Annotated in this window: 21 protein-coding genes; 14 read left to right on the top strand and 7 right to left on the bottom strand. The window is 69.5% G+C overall.

Annotated elements, in window-relative coordinates:
- Nucleotides 1-991 precede the first annotated feature (991 nt).
- From B086_RS0126860 to B086_RS0126835, 5 genes are all read left to right on the top strand, one after another.
- Nucleotides 992-1549, top strand: coding sequence for a replication/maintenance protein RepL (locus tag B086_RS0126860; protein ID WP_018569529.1), 558 nt, complete (start codon nt 992-994; stop codon nt 1547-1549).
- Entirely contained in the window at nt 1546-2019 is a 474-nt protein-coding gene (locus B086_RS0126855; RefSeq protein ID WP_018569528.1) for a helix-turn-helix transcriptional regulator, read from the top strand. Before B086_RS0126860 ends, B086_RS0126855 begins: the two co-directional genes overlap by 4 nt.
- Nucleotides 2020-2208: 189 nt before the next feature.
- Entirely contained in the window at nt 2209-2604 is a 396-nt protein-coding gene (locus B086_RS44735) for a hypothetical protein (RefSeq protein ID WP_018569527.1), read from the top strand.
- Between the two features lie 756 nt (nt 2605-3360).
- On the top strand, nt 3361-3573 hold the full coding sequence (locus B086_RS40885; protein WP_234029384.1) for a hypothetical protein: 213 nt from the start codon (nt 3361-3363) through the stop codon (nt 3571-3573).
- Between the two features lie 252 nt (nt 3574-3825).
- Nucleotides 3826-4197, top strand: a complete 372-nt coding sequence (locus B086_RS0126835; RefSeq protein ID WP_018569524.1) for a hypothetical protein — start codon at nt 3826-3828, stop codon at nt 4195-4197.
- Between the two features lie 139 nt (nt 4198-4336).
- Here the strand turns inward: B086_RS0126835 and B086_RS40880 are convergent, their stop codons facing one another.
- The 5 genes from B086_RS40880 to tap form a co-directional block, all read right to left on the bottom strand.
- The gene (locus tag B086_RS40880; protein ID WP_018569523.1) at nt 4337-4561 is read right to left on the bottom strand and encodes a hypothetical protein; all 225 of its coding nucleotides are present in this window, start codon (nt 4559-4561) and stop codon (nt 4337-4339) included.
- On the bottom strand, nt 4558-4863 hold the full coding sequence (locus B086_RS0126825; protein ID WP_026252805.1) for a DUF6247 family protein: 306 nt from the start codon (nt 4861-4863) through the stop codon (nt 4558-4560). The genes B086_RS40880 and B086_RS0126825 overlap by 4 nt, the downstream gene beginning before the upstream one ends.
- Nucleotides 4864-4940: 77 nt before the next feature.
- Nucleotides 4941-5372, bottom strand: coding sequence for a hypothetical protein (locus B086_RS0126820; protein WP_018569521.1), 432 nt, complete (start codon nt 5370-5372; stop codon nt 4941-4943).
- 159 nt (nt 5373-5531) lie between these two features.
- Nucleotides 5532-6089, bottom strand: coding sequence for a telomere-protecting terminal protein Tpg (gene tpg / locus B086_RS0126815; protein ID WP_018569520.1), 558 nt, complete (start codon nt 6087-6089; stop codon nt 5532-5534).
- A 4-nt stretch (nt 6090-6093) separates the two neighbouring features.
- Complete coding sequence (gene tap, locus B086_RS0126810) at nt 6094-8268, bottom strand: telomere-associated protein Tap (protein WP_018569519.1); 2175 nt, start codon at nt 8266-8268, stop codon at nt 6094-6096.
- A 421-nt stretch (nt 8269-8689) separates the two neighbouring features.
- Between tap and B086_RS0126805 the strand changes: the two genes are divergently transcribed.
- The 5 genes from B086_RS0126805 to B086_RS0126780 all read left to right on the top strand — a co-directional run bounded on the left by B086_RS0126805 (nt 8690) and on the right by B086_RS0126780 (nt 12692).
- On the top strand, nt 8690-9175 hold the full coding sequence (locus B086_RS0126805) for a GntR family transcriptional regulator (RefSeq protein ID WP_018569518.1): 486 nt from the start codon (nt 8690-8692) through the stop codon (nt 9173-9175).
- Nucleotides 9176-9459: 284 nt separating this feature from the next.
- Nucleotides 9460-9615 (top strand): hypothetical protein, encoded by a 156-nt coding sequence (locus tag B086_RS0126800; protein WP_158690425.1) that lies wholly within the window; start codon nt 9460-9462, stop codon nt 9613-9615.
- Nucleotides 9612-10223 carry an RNA polymerase sigma factor gene (locus B086_RS0126795; protein WP_018569516.1) on the top strand — a complete coding sequence of 204 codons (612 nt, stop codon included), beginning with the start codon at nt 9612-9614 and terminating at the stop codon, nt 10221-10223. Before B086_RS0126800 ends, B086_RS0126795 begins: the two co-directional genes overlap by 4 nt.
- Complete coding sequence (locus B086_RS0126790) at nt 10220-10894, top strand: hypothetical protein (RefSeq protein WP_026252804.1); 675 nt, start codon at nt 10220-10222, stop codon at nt 10892-10894. The genes B086_RS0126795 and B086_RS0126790 overlap by 4 nt, the downstream gene beginning before the upstream one ends.
- An 832-nt stretch (nt 10895-11726) precedes the next feature.
- Complete coding sequence (locus tag B086_RS0126780) at nt 11727-12692, top strand: helix-turn-helix domain-containing protein (RefSeq protein WP_234029383.1); 966 nt, start codon at nt 11727-11729, stop codon at nt 12690-12692.
- Between the two features lie 30 nt (nt 12693-12722).
- On the opposite strand, the gene B086_RS0126775 is transcribed toward B086_RS0126780, so the two are convergent.
- Together B086_RS0126775 and B086_RS0126770 are read right to left on the bottom strand one after the other, a co-directional pair.
- Entirely contained in the window at nt 12723-13562 is an 840-nt protein-coding gene (locus B086_RS0126775) for an SAM-dependent methyltransferase (RefSeq protein ID WP_026252802.1), read from the bottom strand.
- Between the two features lie 191 nt (nt 13563-13753).
- On the bottom strand, nt 13754-13987 hold the full coding sequence (locus tag B086_RS0126770) for a DUF397 domain-containing protein (protein ID WP_037873982.1): 234 nt from the start codon (nt 13985-13987) through the stop codon (nt 13754-13756).
- Nucleotides 13988-14529: 542 nt separating this feature from the next.
- On the opposite strand from B086_RS0126770, the gene B086_RS0126765 reads away from it, so the two are divergent.
- From B086_RS0126765 to B086_RS45675, 4 genes are all read left to right on the top strand, one after another.
- Nucleotides 14530-14769 carry a hypothetical protein gene (locus tag B086_RS0126765; RefSeq protein WP_018569511.1) on the top strand — a complete coding sequence of 80 codons (240 nt, stop codon included), beginning with the start codon at nt 14530-14532 and terminating at the stop codon, nt 14767-14769.
- Between the two features lie 139 nt (nt 14770-14908).
- On the top strand, nt 14909-15166 hold the full coding sequence (locus tag B086_RS0126760; protein WP_324604699.1) for a helix-turn-helix transcriptional regulator: 258 nt from the start codon (nt 14909-14911) through the stop codon (nt 15164-15166).
- Between the two features lie 1065 nt (nt 15167-16231).
- Entirely contained in the window at nt 16232-16795 is a 564-nt protein-coding gene (locus B086_RS0126755) for a GNAT family N-acetyltransferase (RefSeq protein WP_018569509.1), read from the top strand.
- Between the two features lie 348 nt (nt 16796-17143).
- Nucleotides 17144-18442, top strand: a complete 1299-nt coding sequence (locus B086_RS45675) for a hypothetical protein (RefSeq protein ID WP_234029380.1) — start codon at nt 17144-17146, stop codon at nt 18440-18442.
- The last annotated feature ends 378 nt before the right edge of the window (nt 18443-18820 follow it).

Genomic DNA, 18820 nt, shown 5'->3' with positions numbered 1-18820 from the left:
CCCGCGGAGCGGGATACCGCGCGGCAAGCCGCGCGGTAGTGACGGCTCCGCTGGCGCTCCGCCTAATTCCCGCGCAAGCGCGGGAATGGAATTCCGCAAGCGGAATTCAGAACGGAATGCAATTCGCGCAAGCGCGAATTGGAGGCGACCGCGCAAGCGCGATCACCGGGGCTGGCTACGAGGGGGAGGTGCATCACGTGTGGGCCTGTGTAGGGTTTGGGAACCCAGCCACTACCCCCATAACGGAAGTGACGGGCTGTCGGCCCGATCGGGTGTCGGCCCCACCGCAGTGATGGGCTCCGCTGCGCTCCACCCGAACCCATCCCCGACTCTTGAAACCGGCCGTTCACGTTCACCAATACCCTGTTAACATACACGGCAACCTGTTATGGAAGGACTGTTTACGTCACGCATCAGCCTGGAGATGGAACGCGCTGCCAGAGTGATGCATCATAGACAGTTGCTGTGTAACGTTTGGACTTCAGCCGCGCCACCCATGGCCCCGGCCATAAACTCACCGAATGAATTCGAATTACACGGCCCTGGATGCCCTAGCCATAGAACGGAGGCCCTATATGGGAATGCCGGAATTCGGCGTGCGGAGGTACGCGAGCCGTTCGGCCGCCAGGCCGCACGGCGGGGCCCGGTCCGGGTGCGGCGCAGCAGCTGGCGGGCGCTGGCGGATGGATCAGGGGCCTTCCCCACCCGACCACATCCTCGCCGCCGCATGGAGCGGCTGGAGGGGCGCAGCGCGGGCCGTAGGAGGCGTGCCTCTAAAGATCAGATAGGTGCGAGCCTCTGACCTGCGAAAACGCGCGAGATATATGCAGCCTGAGTGAATGGATCACGCCCAACGGAGGCGAGTTGCATGCACGTAGGTGAATAGACCGTTCCTGTCCAGAGACACGCCCGCCGCGTGCATAGATCTCCTGCATAACATCGCAGATCTGCTATGTTATGCAGCCTCAACGATCATGGAGAAGGAGAGCCCGTGGCCCAGCCCTTGAGGCGCAGCGCGGAGGCGCCGGCGCCCGCGTCGCGGCTGGCCCCCGTCCCGCCGCCCACCGATGCCGTCAACGGCATGGAGTCGGCCCAGCAGCTGGTGAAGAGCCTGGACAGGCTGGCCAAGCGGGGCGGTACCTTCACGACGAAGGACCCGGTTAAGCCGTACGTCTTCTACGGCAAGGGACACCTGAGCATGTCCCAGGTGATCGAGGACAACCTGTGGAAGTTCGATCTGAGCGCGATGTCGCGCAACGTCCTGGACTACCTCAAGACGCACCACGACCAGCAGGGCCTGGTGGAGATGACCCAGATCGGCCTGGCGAAGAAGTACGGCTGCTCCCAGTCGAAGATCTCCCGCGCCGTCAGCCAGCTGAGCCACCACAACTTCACCTGGCGAGAACGGCGCGGGGTGTACCGCCTCAACCCGCTCTACGCTTACCGGTGGGGCAGCGAGAAGCAGCTGCGCCTGGTGAAGTCGCTCAAGAAGACCCTGGTCGCCCACGAGATCACCATCCCGACTGTGAGGAACGAGGCCACGCGATGAGCTCCGCTTCCATCCCTGGTTTCCACAACCCGGAGATCTTCGAGGTCCTGCCGAACGCCTGCCTGTCCCCCACGGCCCGCGACGTCTTCGACGTGCTCACCTCCCGCCAGGAGCCGGGCGGCCTGGTCAAGATCCGCCAGCAGGAGCTAGCCGAGCGCCTCGGGCTGACCCAGTCCGTGGTCTCCCGGGCCATCAGCCAGCTGCGCGACAAGGGCATCATCAGCGAGCGGCAGCGCCGCGGTGAGGTCCTCATCCACCCGCTGCTGGCCGGCTACGAGTCGCTGAGCCACATGGTCAACCACCTCAAGGCCCCCGACACGTTCGTGTGGCCGCTGAACTTCCCGACCGGCGACATCCGCCCGCCGCGCGCCCGCGACGCCCGCATTGGGACGGACTTCGACCCGGACCCCGACGGTGGCGAGGACGCCCCGCTGCCCGACGCACCGCCCACCCTGCGACTGGCCGGATGATCCGCAGCTCCTGCCCCGCCACCGCCACGGCGCCCACCCCACCGGGAGGGCGCCGTCGTCGTTCCCGGCCGCCGTGCTGCAGCGCGCTGGCCGGCCCCCGCAGCGCGCTGTCCGGCGCCGTGCTGCATGCAACCGGTGCATACATCTTCTGGCCTGCTGTACGAGCAGCACCCTTGTCCCGCCCGGCCCATGCAAATGCTGCGCTGCACCCGCCGGGCAGCAGACCACGAGGACGACCAGGACCACGAGCAGCAGCGACTACAGCAGAGTCCCGGCCAGGGCCCGGCGATCCCCCGTCAGGGCGTAGCGGCGGGCAGCGAGTCCGTTCTCCACCGTCTCCCCGATCTCGTCGCACAGAAGCGCCAGGAGATCGGCGGCCTCGGTGTCGGACAGGTACGCGGGGGCGACTTCGAGCATCAGCTCCCCGAGCTGGTCCGAGCACGCGACCAGGTCGTCGACGACGGCACGCAGCGCGGCGACGGCCGGTCCGCTGACGGATCGACGGGCGCCGGGGGCGGCGCGGTGCGGATGCCGCGTACGGCCTGGCGGACCACGGCGCGCACCGTGGCCTCATCGAGGGCCTGAAGGCCGCTGTGGGCGAGCGCGACGAGTCGGCGGGGATGTCTCCGCGACGGCGTCCGTACGGCCGGAGACGCCGATCAGAGCCCGCTGGGACAGGCCGTAGTCGAGCGCGGCCGCGGCGCCCGGGTCGGTGTCTCGCGTGCGAGACGTCTCGGGGCCAGCGGCGACCGCGCCGTGGATCGCGGCAAGCGCGCGGGCGACATCGAGGAGCCGGTACGCCTGGGCGCGGCTGATGCCGAACTCCGCCCGGCAGTACGACTCCCAGCTGCTGTGCCCGAGCGGCACCCAGACGCGGGCGGCGTGCGCGTCGCGGACCGGGCGGCGAGCACCGCCACGGAGCGCCGGACGTCGTCCATCGCCTCCCGCAGCCCGGCCGTCATCTCCCGGGCGCGGGCCACGGTCAGCGGCGACCGCGCCGGTTCGACGCCGTGCTCCTGGTCCTCGGTGTGCTCGCCCACGACTCCATCGTCCTCCGCGCCGACGGGCACCACCAGGGCGTGCGGGAGCACGGGCGCGAGCTCCACCTCACAGCCTCACAGATCACTCCGCCCATCTGGGAAAACAACCTGTGAGCCTCCTAGCCTCACAGCGTGACACCGTGCGGGGCGCGGGTCTGTCACGCTGATCCGCGACGGCGGGCGCGGGCCCGCCGCACGAGGCGGAGGGGGTCCGGCGTCGGGGATCGAGCGGCAGCCGGCGGAGGTACGGATACCCAAGGCGGCGCTGGACGCCTTCGCCGCGGCGCTGAGCGTGCGCACGGTGGCGATGCGGTCCTGGCCGAACGACGGCCTGGAGTGGATGTACCCGATGGACACGTGGGAGGAGGCGCACCTGGAGGTGGCGCTCCTGCCCGGCGGCGAGGAGGTGTGGCTGCGGATGTCCACCGACCGCTCCAGCGTCGCCGTGTGGACCATCGAGCAGTGGTGGGAGTTCGCCGGGGAGCTGCCCGGCGCCACGCCGCCGCCAGCCTGAGCCGCGGTTCGGCCGGCGCACGGACGGCGTAGGTCGGCGTGGCCCCGGCGGATCCGGGTCGTTGAGCACCTGGCCGCCCTGTGGCGGGTGCTGGCCGCTGGAGCGACGCGAGCGAGGACCGATGCCGAAGAAGCCCCACGACCCGACGTACGGGTTCGACGCGGAGACGAACACGGTCCGGTTCGATCAGCACGACCTGGTGCGGCTGCTGCTGATGTTCCGTTCGTTGATGCGTGAGCAGCGGGCCGGCCGGTGGAAGCACATGCAGACTTCGACCTGTCCTTCGAGCGCCTCGCGGACGCGGTCGACGCCAGCTCGGAACTTCGGTACGGCAAACGCTGGACGGGGCCGGATGTGCGGCTGCGGTGCACTACGACCGAGGCGGCCTACGAGTGGCCGAACGGCGCCCCGTACGACGGGGAGGCGACGTTCACCTGGCTGGTGCCGGGCTACGGCTCGCACGCCACCAAGGACGAATCCTTCCGCGGCTTCACGCACAAGGCGCTGTGCGGGTTCAGCTGGGGGAAGGACGACAAGCCGCACCGGATGGAGGGACTGCCGGAGTGCCCGGAGTGCCGGCGCGAGGTGCAGCTCGGTGCCGACCGCCCGCGCGGCGCCTGGTGACAGCCGCCGTTGCCACCGGGTGGCAACGGCTGGATACGGCGGTGGCTACGATGCGCAACGGCCCGGCCCCGGCAGCTGCAATGCCGGGGCCGGGCCGTTGTCACGGGTGGCTACCCGAGCCAGACGATGTTCAGGACCGTCAGGCTGTCCGGTTGATCCAGTAGGTGACGGAGAGCTGGCCGACGGCCGCGTAGCGGACGTCCTCGCCCTCGTCGTCGTCGGTGTCGAACTGCCGGAAGCCGAAAGGATCGGCGGCGGCCGCGGCGAGGATGTCCCACACGGTGTCCACCGCGTGCTCGGGCAGCGCGTCGAGGACCTTGGCGGCCGGGGCGGAGACGCGGACCGCGTACGGCGACGGGCTCACCCGCGACGTCGGCGGAGCTCCGCCAGGTCGACGGCGTCGCTGTCGTCGTAGCCGGAGGCGACGAAGGCGTCGACGGCCGGGGCGTGCGCGATGCGGCCCTGCCAGTCCTGGACGACCTCGTAGAGCCCGGCCAGGGAGAAGCTGCGGCGGGATTCCTCGAGGGCGGCGGTCCACTCGCGCTCGAAGGCTGGCACCCAGCGGTCCGCGCGCTTGTCGGCGCGCAGCTGGGCGAGGAGTTCGGCCGGTGCCCCGGGCGCGGGGGCGTAGGCGGTGACGGGTGCGTGGTCGGGCTGCGCGCTCATCTGGTCCTCCCGGCCGGTTGTCACCTCACCGTACGCGCCCCGGGTGGCCGTGGATGCGGTCATGGGCGGATCCCCTTCTACCGAGTCAGGGCGCGGGCGACGGCCTGGGCGTGCTCGCGCAGCGGGCGGTCCTGCTTGTCCCAGGTGGCGGCCACGTAGTTGAGGAGTTCGGCCGTGGCGCGCTCCGAGTCGCTCGGGTCGCTGGTGAGCAGCTTGTCGGCGGCGAGGGCGACGTCGACGGCCCGGGTGGACAGGTCCTCCGGGGCGAGGGCGTTGCCGCGGTCGACGTCCAGGACCAAGAGGTGGCGCACCTGGTTGCGGGACTGGATGGTGATGGTGTCCTCGCGCGGCGAGTCCGCGTCCGCGACGACGAAACCCGGGTGGTTGAGGATCGCCGCGGCGATGGCCTCGGTGAGCACCGGCTCGGGCAGCAGGTCGTCCTCGGTGGGTTCCGCCTCCTTGAAGGTCAGCGTGAAGTTCATGCTGGCCTCGGTGGTGAACCACACCATGTCGCCGCCCGGGTCGGCGTCCGCGGCCGCGAAGTGCGGGCTGCGGCGCAGCGCGTCGGCGACCCGGACCGGGTCGTGGTCGGCGTCGAACAGCGGGCTCTTGTCGCGGTCGATGGGCTGTGGTCGGGTAGCTGATGCTCGCTATAAAGGGCTCCGAATTTAGTAGTCGAGATCCAGGTAGTCGATGTCGTTGATTTCCACGTCCGACAGTCCCATAGCGCGACCGCCGCCATCCTGAAAATACACTTCCTTGAACCCTTCGGCGATGATCCCGCGCATCTCCTGGTCGCTGGCCCCCGTGTCGCGAGCGTCGAACAGCTGCTGCGCGTACGTCGCGGGGAGGTGCACCGTGAGGCGGCGGAACCGTCCGTCGTCGGTCGATCCGGCGGACGACGTGTAGCCGAACCGGGCCCGCGTCTCCACCGTGATCCCGCCCGTGGTGGCGGCCTGCTTCTGCCGGCGCTTGCGCACCAGCGGCTGCCAGCGGGCCTTCACCGCGTCGTCGATCTTCGCGGCGACGTCGGCGCGGGCGTGCTTGCGGGCACCGCGCCGGTAGCGGTTGACGGAGTCGGCGGTGACCCCGAGCTCCGCCGCGACGGCCTTCGCGCTGCCGAACTGCTTGAGCAGGAACCCGATCTGGCCCTTGAGAGTCTTGGGCGGGTCCTTGGTGAACGCCTCGCGGTCGGCCCGCTCGATCGCGTCGTCGATGTCCCCCACGGTCCTACTCCCCTTCGTCCAGGACGGCGTCGCCGCCCTTGATGTGGCGGGCCGGGTTCAGGCCCTTCTCCATCAGGTCGACCGCCCACAGCATCGACTGGACGCCCTCCAGCTTCGCCAGGCCGGGCGTGGGCCCGAGGCGGAAGGCGCCGGGCTGCGGCTTGCCGGACGCGGCGTACGGGAGGAAGTCGAGCGGGCTCTCACCCGGCGAGGGGTAGACGACGCAGTCGGAGAGCACGGCGAGCGGGAACAGCCCGGTCATCTTCGCCATGTTGTTGAGCTTGCGGTGCATGTTGACGCGGGCCTTGCTGATGACGGCGGCCCGGATGTCGGGGCGCCACGTCGGCCGTGCGAGGGCCGGCCACGTCTCGCCCTCCTTGTAGTGCTTGCCCTGGGGGCGCTCGCGGAGCTTGCCGACGCCGCCCTTGACCGTGGCTTTGATGGCGGACAGGACGGCGGCCAGGGCCGGGTCGTTCTGCTTGTGCTGCTCCATCGCGGCGAGGAACGCCGCGTCGTCCAGGTCCTTGGTGACGCCCATGTCGGCGAGGGTGTCGACGTAGGCGTTCTTGAGGCGGTCGTGCCACGGGTCGAGGTAGGCGCCGGTCTCGCGGCGCAGGTACGCCTCGATCGGGTGCACGTCGTGCCCGAGCTCCTGGGCGTAGGCGAGGGTGTGTGTCTGGTACCAGGCCGGGCCCGTCGGGCGGGAGCCGTCCGGCGTGAACGGCGAGGGCAGGCGCGGGTCCAGCTCGATGTGGGACAGGTCCGCGAGCCAGCTCCCGGGGATCTTCGGGTTGAACTTCGGGGCGTGGAAGTGGTCCGGGGCGGAGAGGCCGACGACCAGGCGGGCCGCGGCGGCGAGGAACGCCGTGTTCAGGTCGAGGCCGACCGCGAACGGCAGCGTGCACTCCTCATCGGACAGCGTCTGAACCGGCCGCACCCACTGGTACGCCTCCTCATTGAGGAACCCGCCTGTCCAGCCCGACTGAACGACGACCGGATGCTCCGGGGTGGCCTCCGGCGGCGCCGGGTCCATCGGCTCCGTCCCCAGCGAGCCAGGGTTGTAGGCGGAGATCCAGTTGCCCGTCTCCTCATCGCGCTCCGGCTTCGTCGGCGGGCGCAGCGCGGTCATCAGCTCCAGGCCGGAGACGGCGGTGGAGCCGCGCGGGGTGATGACCCGCTGGGCGTACACGCCGAGGACGCGGGCGATGTCGGCCGGCTCCATCTCGGAGACGCCGGGCCAGGACCGCTCATCGAGGGCGTCCCAGGACAGGATCGCCAGCTGCACGCACTGGCGGTCGCGGCCCTGCGCCTTGCGGTAGATCCGCGCCCACGGGCCGAATCCGCGCTGGGTGAGCTGCCACTTGGCCTTCGCGACCTGCTTGACGACCGGGTGCTCCTCGGGCAGGCGCAGGGAGCGGCGCTGCTCGTGGCCCTCCAGGCGCTCGGGCAGCCCGAGCTTCACGGCGGCGGCCGCGGTGAGGACGATCAGCGGGTCGCTGTCCTTGCCGTAGCGGTTGAGCTTTGGCGCACCGAGGCCGGACTCGCGCAGCGTCCACTCCACCAGCTCCGGGATCGTGGTCGCCGGGCAGTCCAGCACGGCGCCGCCCACCGCGTACGCGGAGCCGTCGCCGTCCAGGACGGCGAGCGGGCCGTGCGGGAAGCGCGGGTCGACGGCGGGTGCGGCGGCCTTCGTCGCCGCCGGACGCCGCGACGTGGCCGCCCGTCCGGCCCGGCGGGCGGGGCGCTCGGGTGCGGCCGGAGCCGGCGCCGGTGTGGTGGTCTCCGGCCCGGATGCGGCCACAGGCCGTACGGTCGGCTCCGCCGCGTCCAGGGCCGCAGTGTGGTCCGGTGCCAGCCTCCGCGGCCCGGCCTCCGTCTGAGCAGCGCGCTTGTGATCGGTGGCCCACTGCCCCAGGGGAAAGACGTCGGGCCTCGGGTACTTCTCGGCCCAGCCCTTCAGCAGCCGCTGGTACGCCTCCAGGCGCGGCGACTTCGGCTCGGAGCGGCCATTCTCGTAGTTCTTGATCGTCTGCACGGTGGACTTCAGGGCCTGCGCGAGGCGGGCCTGGGTGATGCCGGCGGCCTCACGAAGCCGGGCGCGCTCCGCCGGGGGCGGGAGCTGAGGCTCCTCCTCCAGCAACGCGTCGATGTTCGCGAATAGCTCTTCCTCGGACGCCATGTCGATCTCCTTCCGTGCCCCCACCCTAGCACTCTTTACCCTAAAAATTTAACCCAGCCTTTTAACCCTTTCGGAGATTCCTCGTCGCCGGGACAGCATCCCGGACAGGCCCTGGCTCACGCCTCACAAGCTCACCGCGTGACGCCCGCACCTGGTGAAACGACGTGTGGGTCTCACAGGGGACGGGCCGAGGAGCTGCGGGGCCCTTCTCGGCACGCGTGCTCGCTGCGGTGCCAACCGCAGCTGTGGGCTCCGAAACGGGTGCCGGGCCCGGCTCGCCGACCGCGCGCGCCGTGGCAAACCAGGGTGTAGTGCAGCCGCGGTCGGGGCGGACACGGCAGGGCGGTCGCGGGCGGCGTGCGGGCGCCCCGGCCATACTGGCGGTCTCAGTTGTGCACGTGGCTGGTACCCGGGGGTGGGGATGAGGTCGGACGCGGTCGAGGAGGCGCTGCGTGCCTACATCAGGGAGCAGGGGCTGCGAGCGGGTGATGCTCTGCCGCCGGTCGCCCAGTTGGCCGGCCTCTTCGGGGCCAACAAGAACACCGTCTCGCGCGTGCTGGGTCGGCTGAAGGACACCGGCGAGCTCACGGGCAAAGCGGGCGGCACTACGCGCCTGGGCGCAGCCGAGGCAGATGCGGAGCGCGCGGCCCGGCGGCGCGGCGCCTGCCCGCAGAGCCCGCCTCCCGGGACGGTACGGATCATCACCGGCAGCCGGACCCGGCAGGTGAACGGCCAGGAGGCCCGCGACTTCGGGATCTCCACCGACCGGGTCTGCCTGGAGACCGAGCAGACCTTCTACGACGCCGAAGGCGACGTCCTGCGGCACACGGTCACCGTCGACTTCATCGGCCAGCCGCACGTCACCCGGCACGCGCCCGGCCCTGATGAACTCGCGCACCGCGCATAGCCTGCCGCCACCCACGAGGCCGGTGAGGACGGTCGTCGCGGCCCGGCCACGGCTCCGGGCCGCGCACGAGGAGCCTCCGGAAATTCGTCACAGATTGAACTTGACGCAATCGTTCCGATACTGAGCGTTATTTTTCCTCAGGGTCAGGCTGCACGTTCGGGTCCCCCCGGAGCGCTTCATGGGTGGAGGCGGACGTCGCCTCTCATGCTCAGGGGGTGGGGCGTGGCATCTGGAACGACGCAGATATTTGGGGAGGACACGTGCAGCACGATGCTGCAGCGTGGTTGATCGAAATCGCGCTTGCCCTCAGGGTGTTCGGCCCGGACACGGTCCGCGGGTGCCGCCGGCTCCTCATGGCCGGGGTCCGTATCGGCATCACCCAGCTCACCGGCGGCCGCGCCCCGGCCCGCACCTCCGAGGTCCAGCGGGAGGACGCGTGAGCGGCGACACGGGCCCGGAGGAGACGGGGGGCGCGGTGGGAGCACCCCGCGCCGTGCCGATCGACCAGTGGGACATGACCGCGCAGATGGCGTACTGGGGCTTCCACCAGCAACGCCGCACCGACTACATGCGCTACGCCTACCTCCAGCTCGGCTCGGACGGCGACGCGGAGGAAGCCGTCGACCTGACCTTCGACGCGGTCATGGACTGCTGGCCGCGCATGCTCGAGATGGAGAACCTGGAGGGCTACGCCTGGACGATCCTCAAGCGCCGCATCATCGACATGCACCGCAAGCGCCGGCGCCGCCCGGAACTGATGGAGACCGCCGCGTTCGAGGCTGCCGTCGCCGACCAGCTCGCCGACGACCCCTACGACGCACTGACCGACGCCATCGCCCTGTACACCGCCGTCGCCTCGCTGAGCGAACGGCAGCGCGACGCGATCCTGCTCCACTACGGCATGGGCTTCACCGCCGCCGAAGCCGCCACTGTGATGGGCAACGAGGAAGCCACCGTCCGCTCCCAGCTCCGAACCGGCCGCAAACGCCTCGCCCACATGCTCAAACTCCGCTGCCCGGAGCGCCCCAACGGGAAGAAACACTCATGACGCTGCTGCCCGACCACCACACCATCGACGACCTGCTCGCCAAGGCCCGCACCCGCAACCGCTACGCGGCCTACGACATGGCCACGGCCGAGAACCGGCTGCGCGCCCGCCAGGCCGCCCGCCACCGGCCGCCCCGGCAGCGCACCAGCGACACCGCCCTCACCCGCACCGAGTGGACCCCGCCCGACAACGAGCGCACCCCGGACGCCGACCGCGCCTGGTGGGACCTCAACGCCGTCTGCCTCCTGGCCATCGGCCCCGACGCCGACCGGCACCTCGGCGGCTTCATCACCAGCCAGTACGCCGACAAGGCCGGAGCCCTCGTCTTCGCCTGCCTGCTCCACCTCGCCGACGACAGCAGCGGCGCCCGCTTCTGGTGGCGCTTCGCCGCCGGAGCAGGCCACCAGGTCGCCGAGTACTGCCTCTTCCTCGAACACGCCCACAGCGGCGAGTACCACGACGCCGACTACTGGCGCACCCAGCTCGTACGCCGACACTTCGAACCCGCCATCCTGTTCGGCGACCGCTCCACCGTCCCCGTGCTCTGCCCGCCCTGCATGGAGCAGATCCACTCCCACATCACCCACCGGCACCACTCCGAGATCGGCACCATCCCCCTCCCCCAGGCCGCACTGGTCACCCAACTCCGCACCCTCACCTCCCCCTTGTGAAGAGCAGGAGAATTGATGGCCGTTCCCCCGGCCGAGACCTGCGAGCAGCACATCGCAGGCCTGCGGTCCGCCCTGCAGCGCATGGTGCCCCTGCTGAGCTTCCACGCCGGACGAGAGGCGGCAGACTCCGATCCCGAGCAGTCCGCACTGCTGCTCCGGGCCGCTGCCGACCTGGAGGGCATCCTGGCCCGCGCCGCTCCCCAGCGACAGCCAGAGGCGGGGACAGCGGGGCCGGTCACTACGTGGTGGTCACCGGCCTCCTCCCCTTCTCGTCCCGGCCGCCCGGGCCGTCCTCACGCGCAGTCCTGCCCAGCTGCGCCGTCTGCGGGACCGCGGCCACCGTCCCGGACTCCCTCGCCGCGCTCCGCACGGGCCCGCCGCAGGGCGGCAGCGTGGAAGGCGGCGGCCTGGCGGCGGCGCTCGACGCGAACCTGCTCGACCGGGGCCGGCGCGTCGGTCGCAACGAAGTCGGCCTCGGGGAAGCGATACGGGGCAACTCCCGCATCGCGGCGGTCTGTCTCTCCACCACCGCCGCGAACTGCATGGCGCACGGGGCCCTCCAACCGAAGCGATCCCTGCACAACGGCGAGGAGGTACCAGTGCATCCTCATGCCAGGGCTATGTTCGGGCCAGCCGCTGGCCAAATCAGACCTCACTCCATGCAGTTGCACGAATGGGCTCGGTAACTTCACTGAGTCGCTAGGCTCGGCATATGCCGTCAGCACGTGTACACGACGTGCTGCCACCAGCGGTTTCCTCGGGCAACCCTGCAAGGCGAACAAATGGACATGATTGAGTCGGTTATCCGATTTGCTGTGTACCACTCGCGGACATGCTGCACGATGGTGGTCGCGTCCAACCCGGCGCCGCAGCGACGGTGTTCACCCAGGGAGATCAAGTGGGAGCCCAACCGCAGGCTCGACGGCAGGTTCGACAACTCCACAACGCCGTGCCCAAGGCGCAGCACATGGTGGTCGGCCGTGAGCTGAGGCGGCTCCGCGAAGCGCAGAAGCTCTCCCAGCGGGAAGCGGCCGCTCAACTGGGTGTCTCCAAGTACATCATCTGTCGCAACGAGACGGGTGAGACCCCATGCAGACCGGATGTCTTACGCAAGGCCCTTCAGGTCTACCGGGCGACCCCGGAAGAAGAGGCCCACCTCCTGGAGGTCCTGGACAACGCCCACCGGCGCCGCTGGTGGCAGGAGCCGGAATGGCGGGGGGTGGCCAAGCAGAAGCTGCACACCTTGGTGACGTTGGAGGAGAGCGCCAAGCTGATCCGGGTGTACGACCGCGACCGTGTGCCGGGGATGCTCCAGACCGCCGAGTACGCGCGCGCCGTGATCCGGGTCGGGATGCCGCCGGGAGCATCCGACGAGGAGATCGAGAAGCGGGTGCAATTCCGGCTGGAGCGCCAAGCTCGCTTCCTCGCCTCCCAGTCGGCTTGCTACCTCTGCCTCCTTGATGAAGTGACCCTGATCCGGGGCTTCGGGTCCAAGGAGGTCATGCGGGGCCAGCTCGGCCACCTCGTCGAGCTGGCCGATGACCCGCGCTTCAGCCTGCACCTCGTGGAGCTGTCGCGCCTGAACCTGCCGACCGGCATCGGGCAGACCATGTTGTTCGACTTCGAGGAGAAGTTGCTCCCCACGGTCCTCTACGAAGGGCTTCACGAGAACGGTCTCGTCTGCCAGGAAGCGGACGAGGTGGATCAGCGCAGCAAGAGCTTTGACCGCCTTAGGAACGTCAGCCTGTCGAAGAAGCGCACGAAGCAGCGGCTTCTCGACCTGCTCGCCAAGCAATAGCGCTCAGCACGGGGCCGCGAGAAGGGCGAGTCACCTCTTCGTGGCGACACCTGCGTAAAGAGACGCGTCGGCGTCCGTCACCAAGCTGGGCCCGCTGGCCGGCACCGGCCGCCAACGGTGCGCAACGACGAGACCGGGGTCGACCAGGTCCAGGCGATCGAAGAAGCGCAGCACCTCGGCATGGGAACGCACCTGCGCCGGGGTGCCCCTCTGTGTGTAGAGATCCACGATGGCCTGCCAGGACTCCGGGGCGAAGTCACCGGTGCAGTGCGACAGGCTGAGACACGAACCCGGCGCGAGCTCGTCGAGAAGCCGGTCCACAGCCCCATATGCATCCTGCTCGTCGGGGACGAAGTGCAGCAGAGCGTGGAGCGTCAAGGCCACGGGCTCGTCGAACGAGATGCAGCCGTCCTCCTTGACGGCCTCGATGACCGACTCGGGATCGGTGACGCTGGCTTCCAGGTAGCTCGTCTCGCCCTCCGGCGCGCTCGTGAGGAGTGAATCGGCGTACGCCAGGACGATCGGGTCGGTGTCGACGTACGCCACCTTGCACCGCGCGTCCACCGCTTGCGCCACCTCATGGAGGTTGGGCGCGGTAGGGATGCCGGTGCCGATGTCGAGGAACTGCCGTATGCCGCACTCCGCGGCGAGAAAGTGAACGGCCCGGTGCATGTAGGCGCGGTTGATGCGGGCCGCCGTCACGATGGGAGGGAACTGCTGGATGACGGCCTCGGCCGCTTCGCGGTCGACCGCGTAGTTGGTCTTGCCGCCCAGGTAGTAGTCGTACATGCGGGCGCTGTGTGGTCGATCTTGGCCTAAGTCGGTTGCCCCCTCGTCTGAGAGTCCAGCCTTCTTGCCGACGCCATCCACTCGGACACCCACCCCTCTGTCGTCGCGCCACTGAGCACCCGTGGTCTGAACTGACCGACAGAAGCGTGCAGTTGCACGCCTTCCATGATGGCCTGTCAGCACGGGCCAGTTCCAGAGCCGCCGTGCTTCTTTGATGTGATCTTGTTCGGCGAGGCCACCTCGACGTGGCGCGAGGTGGCCGAATCATCACCTCAGCGCCGGCCAGCGGCCATCCGGCCGCTCGACAGAGCCGAGATGAAGGTCGTCATCGCCCGCCGGTCCACCGAGACCACGGGCCCATGGAGGTCCTTGGAGTCGCGGAAGGACACCACGTCCCCCAACTCGGCCAGCTCGACGCAGTCGCCGTTGTGGTCGCTGTACGAACTCTTCCTCCAGGCGGACTTCACGTCGTAACGCCCGACCCGCGCGGTGCTGGGCTGCGCCATCACGCCACCTCCGTGGTCTGAACTTCCCCGTTAAGGCATGCAATTGCATGCCTGCGATCGGTAGGAGTATCACCGGTCGCCGCGGCGGTTATGCCGCGCCGGGCAAGAGATTCGAGGTTCAAGGGAGTGCGCCCGCGCGCAAGTGCACGTGATCGGCAACTTTTTCCATACCGTCACGTCGTCCTGGAGGCGACCTGCTCGGCGCTGGATAGGAACAGGTGAATATACATCGGTCATATGTTCAGTGAATGTTGAGCAAGTCGCTGACCTGCGGTGATGTCAGGTTTTCGGGATGTGCCGGGTACTGGGAAACGCGGGACGTCCCTACTGATTCCCGCCTGTCAAAGCGGTGGCTGCACTCGCCCGTGACTTGTAGCGCGGAGGGGGCGCATTAGGGGCGCGATGTCCGGCCGAGAGGGCGTGCCGTGCGCACTACTGTCTGAGCCAGCCGATCACCTGATTAGCCGCAGGACCCTGGCTGCACAGTTTCGAGGCCGTAGCGCCAGGGCCCTGCGTTTACTCCGACCAAAGGAGATACGTCCATGACGTCCTCTTTTGACCGTATGGGCGGCATGCGCGCCCGTGCAAAAGAGGCTAGCAGCCACCTCGGGAACGCCCTCCGCCCGACCTGCCTCACCGACCAATTAATCGCGGTTGCACAGATGTTTGGCGTAGCTCTGTCGCTGCAGGAGCCGCCCGCCACTCCTCTCGACTGCGTCACGGCAGCGCTGAACCTGATCTCTCACGGCTACCAGCTCTACCGGATGCTCAAGGACGGCTAGCCGAGTCCCGGCGGTCTCCTCGGCACGGGGCGACCGCCGGGCCCCGGTTCCGCGAGCCGCCCAGGTGCACGGGCCCGGCCCGTCACAGCGCTGTGCACATGCTCAGCTGAACCTCTACTTCGGATCAAGGCCACCTCACATGGACCATGACCAAGGACTCGCGACTCCCCGATGGCACGTAGGGCAGATCATGGAGCGCGTTCTCCGCCTGGCGCGAATGCCCCAGGATGAAGTCGCCGCCAGCGTGGGCGTGTCGTCCCACGCTCTGGACCGCTACCTCGCAGGAGCGGAGCTGCCCAGCCGCCCCCTGCTCGAACGGTTCGCCCGCACCTGCGGCGCCGACCCGATTGTCCTTCTCATGGTCCGCGAAGACCAACAGAGACGTACACGCGCCTGAGAATTCGGGCGTCCGCGAAGCGGGCGGCTCCTGCGGCCGCCAGCTGTCACTGCGCACAAGCTTCGTTGATGGGCGAGTTCACCGCCGACTCGACCGTGCCAGGCCCAAGGCTCGGGCGGGACCAACCGCCCCCGCGCATCCTGCACGGCTCCTGAAGACCTGGAGGGTAGCCGTCGGCGCCCGGCGCGGTGAGACCTCGGCAGTGCCCGCTCGCGCCCGCGCCGTGCACTGGCCCGACCTGGTCGTCGTCGAGACCCCCCGGGTTCCCGGTCGCCGTCGAGGATGAGCTCACCCCGAAGGCCCCGGCCGCGATCCGGGCGATCCTACGGGCACCGCACCCCCCCTACCTGGCGACCGTGGCGGTAGCTGTCCCGGCCCGAACAGGACTTGGGCCAGCGACGTCGGCCAGAAGGCGGACCTGCGCCAGGCCAACCGCGCTCATGCGTCGTCGGCCACCTCAGCGTGTGGCTCGTGCGGTGCGGTCCTGGCCCCTGGCCGCACTCGGCGCACGACCGCGGCGTGGAAGACGCCGGCTGGGCGGCGGCACTCGGTCCGAGCCTGCTCGATCGGGGCCGCCTCCTCCGGCTCGGGGAACGCCCGGCGGTGAGCGCCCGCATCGCGGCGGTCTGCCGTTCCACTGCTTCCCCGACCGACGAATCGATACGGCTCGGTGGCGCGACGGTCTGGCGCGCCACCGAGCGCCTGGCGCAAGCTGGCCGATCCCATCTCGCGCGTCCTCACCGGCTCCTGCGGAACATCCGGCGCGGCGGCCCAGGCCTCCGGTGCAGGCCGGGGTGCGGACGTGGCACCCGGGGCAGGACCCGCACGGTTGGACCGCATCGGAGCCGACTGCGGCGTTCACCCTGGCGATCAGGCGGAGCTGGGTGGCGTAGGCCGGGGAGCCGGGACGCAGATCGAGCTGCCCGGTCTCCGGGTGGAACGCGGGAGCCGTGGCGCTGCCACCTAGGAGCGTGGGTCAGCAACGGCTTGGCTTCCGCCGAGGCTGGAGTGCCGGGTCCCGGCTGGGTCTTGGGCTGGCCTAGGCTGCGGGTCATGAATGCGGCCATGACCAGCGGTGTGACCACTGAGCCCGCCGTCCTTGACGCCATGGAGCTGGCTTCCGATCCGGAGCTGGAGGTCGGTTTTGCGGAGTCGGCCCACCAGATCCTGGCGGACCTGGTCAGTAAAGGTGCTGCACTGGGCTGGGTCGAACCGCCCTCGCGGGACGAGGTGGCGGAACTTCTCGGCCACGTCGTCTCCGCGGTGCAGGCCGGGGATGCGGCCTTGCGGGCCGCTTACCTCGACCGTCGGCTTGTCGAATTGGGGTACTGGCTCCGCTACGCCCGACCGACCCATCGGCCACACGCCGATCTGGAGAAGATCGCGGTAGATGCTGCTGCCCATGGTCGTGGTGTCGGCCGGGCGCTGACCGCTGCCTTGATCGCTGACGCCCGGGAGCCGGGTATCGAGGTCCTCACTCTGGACGCCCGTGGCGACAACGCCAATGCCCTGCACCTCTACCGGTCGCTGGGCTTCACCGAATACGGCCGTCTGCCCGGCTTCGTCGCCGTCGGCGAACACCGCTACGACAAGGTCTTCTGCATGCTGGACTTCCGCCGGGAAGGCTGACCTGAGCACGCACGAGGGCCCGGCGGTGCCCCGCTGGCGCTTCACGATCCGCACCGCTCCCCAGTGACGGCCAGATGCGAAGACAGGGCTGGTCACCACTTGGTGGTGACCAGCCCTCTCACCTCCTCGTCCCGACGTCCTGAGCTCTCCTTGCGCAGTCCTGCCCGGCGGCGCCGCCTGGCCTCCCAGTCGGTGACAGCGGCGCCGGGCGCCCGTTCTGGCCGGATTCAGCCAGAACAACCGACATATATTGGTCAGTTGAGTCGATCTACCCGCCCGAGGAGTTCCCCCCGAGGCAACATACGCATCGAACTCGCATTACTACACACTGTAATGAAATGGGGGATGATGGCACGCCAGCCGAACCCGGACCTCACCAACACCCTGACGATGCTCCACACCGCTGTCGTGCACACGGACAAGAACATCCGGGACGCGCTCGACAAGAGCGTCGAGAAGCTGGACGTGGCGGGCCGGACCGCCCACGACAGGGCGACCAAGGAGGTCGTCGATGAGCTCGGCCGGATGCGCGCCAACTTCCGGGACGTCTACAACAAGCTGAACTCCAACGGAGAATCCCTCCACACCGCCGTCCGTGATGCCGTCTCCCAACTGCGTACCGAACTGCGGGAGGTCCGCATCGTGCTCGCGGACCTCACCCCGCCGGCCGCATCTCCACCCGCTCCGGCCGCCCCTTCTCCCGACTTCCTGAAGTCATCCGACACCGAGGCCGACCAGCCCTGGTTCGCTTCCGCGACCGCCGCGACCGTCACCGAACCCGGTGGTCTCCCGGACGACACCGGCCTCCACACGGCGATCCCTGCCCAGCGCACCACGGACGAGGACTCCCCGCCCGGCCCGGCGCCGACGGTGGACACGATCCGGCAGGCGGTCCGTGAGGTACTCACGGAGGAACTCGCCCCGGTGCTCGCCGCGCTCACCGCCCCCGGCAGTTCCCACGGCACTCCGGCCGCCGGTCAGCCAGACGCTCCCGACCCGCTGCAGGAAGCGGCCGCGGAAATCAAGGAAGAGCTCAGCACCGCCCTGGCGGAAGCCCGCTCCGCACTCACATCTCTGCGGCGCGAAATCGCAGAACTGCGCGCCGGGGTGGACGAGCTCCGGCCCCGGCCCGACACCGCCACCGCAACCGCGGCCCCGTCCCCGGACACCGAGGTGAGCGCGGAGCACAGCGCTCTGCTCAAGACCGCGGCCCGCGTATCCTCCGCCAGCCTGCTGTGCCACCGCGACATCTGGGAGTTCATCACCGCACAGGCCGGACGGCACCCCCACTTCCGGGTGCCGCCGCAGGTCGCCGACGAGGGAGCCGAACGGATCCGTGCCGCACTGTCCGGCCGCTCCCTGATCGCCCTGCTGATCAGCCTGCACTCCATCAAGCACACCGCCAGCGACGGCGACGGCGACCTGGAACTCGCCGCCACGGTGTACGAACGGATCGAGAAGAGCCTGACCAGCCTCACCACCAGCGGCGAGGCCGTCACCATCACCCTCGACGACCGCACCACCACAGCCCCAGATACCTCGCGCGATACCCGCACGGAGGATGCTCCGGGGAACGACGGCGCCCCGTCGGCTTCCTCAGAGCAGGACACTGACCCCGGTGAAGAGCCCGGCGCGACCGCAGCATGAGCAGCCCCGGTCGGCGCCCGGCAATCCAGCCGGACGTCGGCCAGGCAGCCACTCAGCTGTCGTAACAGACAGTGCTGGCGCGTCAGGCACCACGGGCCGCACGATGGAGAGGCCAGGGACCTCAGTGCTGCGGCATTGTCAGAAGCTGTGCCATATCCCTTGATCGGATACTTTCCGTGAGATGCGTGGGCTAGATGCGACGCCGGATCCCGGGTCGTGTCCGGTGCAGTGTTGCTGGGCCTGCGGCAGATGTGCCGGGTGGTCGCAGAGCATTGGTGATGATCCCGGAATGGCTGATACCGACCTGGCTGGCCTTGGTCGGCACGTGACAGCGTGGCCACCCCTGCGCGGCGAGTTGTTTGGGGAGGTATTTGGGTA

The organism is Streptomyces sp. PsTaAH-124 (assembly GCF_000373685.1).
Lineage (GTDB): Bacteria > Actinomycetota > Actinomycetes > Streptomycetales > Streptomycetaceae > Streptomyces > Streptomyces andamanensis.
The sequence above is the reverse complement of the archived record's forward strand: the minus strand, read 5'-3'. Positions and strand labels throughout refer to the sequence as shown.

Excerpts from the sequence above, each read along its gene's own strand:
- B086_RS0126855 (WP_018569528.1), top strand. The coding sequence starts at position 1,546 with ATGAGCTCCGCTTCCATCCCTGGTTTCCACAACCCGGAGATCTTCGAG.
- B086_RS44735 (WP_018569527.1), top strand. The coding sequence starts at position 2,209 with ATGCAAATGCTGCGCTGCACCCGCCGGGCAGCAGACCACGAGGACGAC.
- B086_RS0126825 (WP_026252805.1), bottom strand. The coding sequence starts at position 4,863 with ATGAGCGCGCAGCCCGACCACGCACCCGTCACCGCCTACGCCCCCGCG.
- B086_RS0126820 (WP_018569521.1), bottom strand. The coding sequence starts at position 5,372 with ATGGTGTGGTTCACCACCGAGGCCAGCATGAACTTCACGCTGACCTTC.
- tap (WP_018569519.1), bottom strand. The coding sequence starts at position 8,268 with ATGGCGTCCGAGGAAGAGCTATTCGCGAACATCGACGCGTTGCTGGAG.
- B086_RS0126805 (WP_018569518.1), top strand. The coding sequence starts at position 8,690 with ATGAGGTCGGACGCGGTCGAGGAGGCGCTGCGTGCCTACATCAGGGAG.
- B086_RS0126790 (WP_026252804.1), top strand. The coding sequence starts at position 10,220 with ATGACGCTGCTGCCCGACCACCACACCATCGACGACCTGCTCGCCAAG.
- B086_RS0126780 (WP_234029383.1), top strand. The coding sequence starts at position 11,727 with ATGCTGCACGATGGTGGTCGCGTCCAACCCGGCGCCGCAGCGACGGTG.
- B086_RS0126770 (WP_037873982.1), bottom strand. The coding sequence starts at position 13,987 with ATGGCGCAGCCCAGCACCGCGCGGGTCGGGCGTTACGACGTGAAGTCC.
- B086_RS0126765 (WP_018569511.1), top strand. The coding sequence starts at position 14,530 with ATGACGTCCTCTTTTGACCGTATGGGCGGCATGCGCGCCCGTGCAAAA.
- B086_RS0126760 (WP_324604699.1), top strand. The coding sequence starts at position 14,909 with ATGGACCATGACCAAGGACTCGCGACTCCCCGATGGCACGTAGGGCAG.
- B086_RS0126755 (WP_018569509.1), top strand. The coding sequence starts at position 16,232 with ATGACCAGCGGTGTGACCACTGAGCCCGCCGTCCTTGACGCCATGGAG.
- B086_RS45675 (WP_234029380.1), top strand. The coding sequence starts at position 17,144 with ATGGCACGCCAGCCGAACCCGGACCTCACCAACACCCTGACGATGCTC.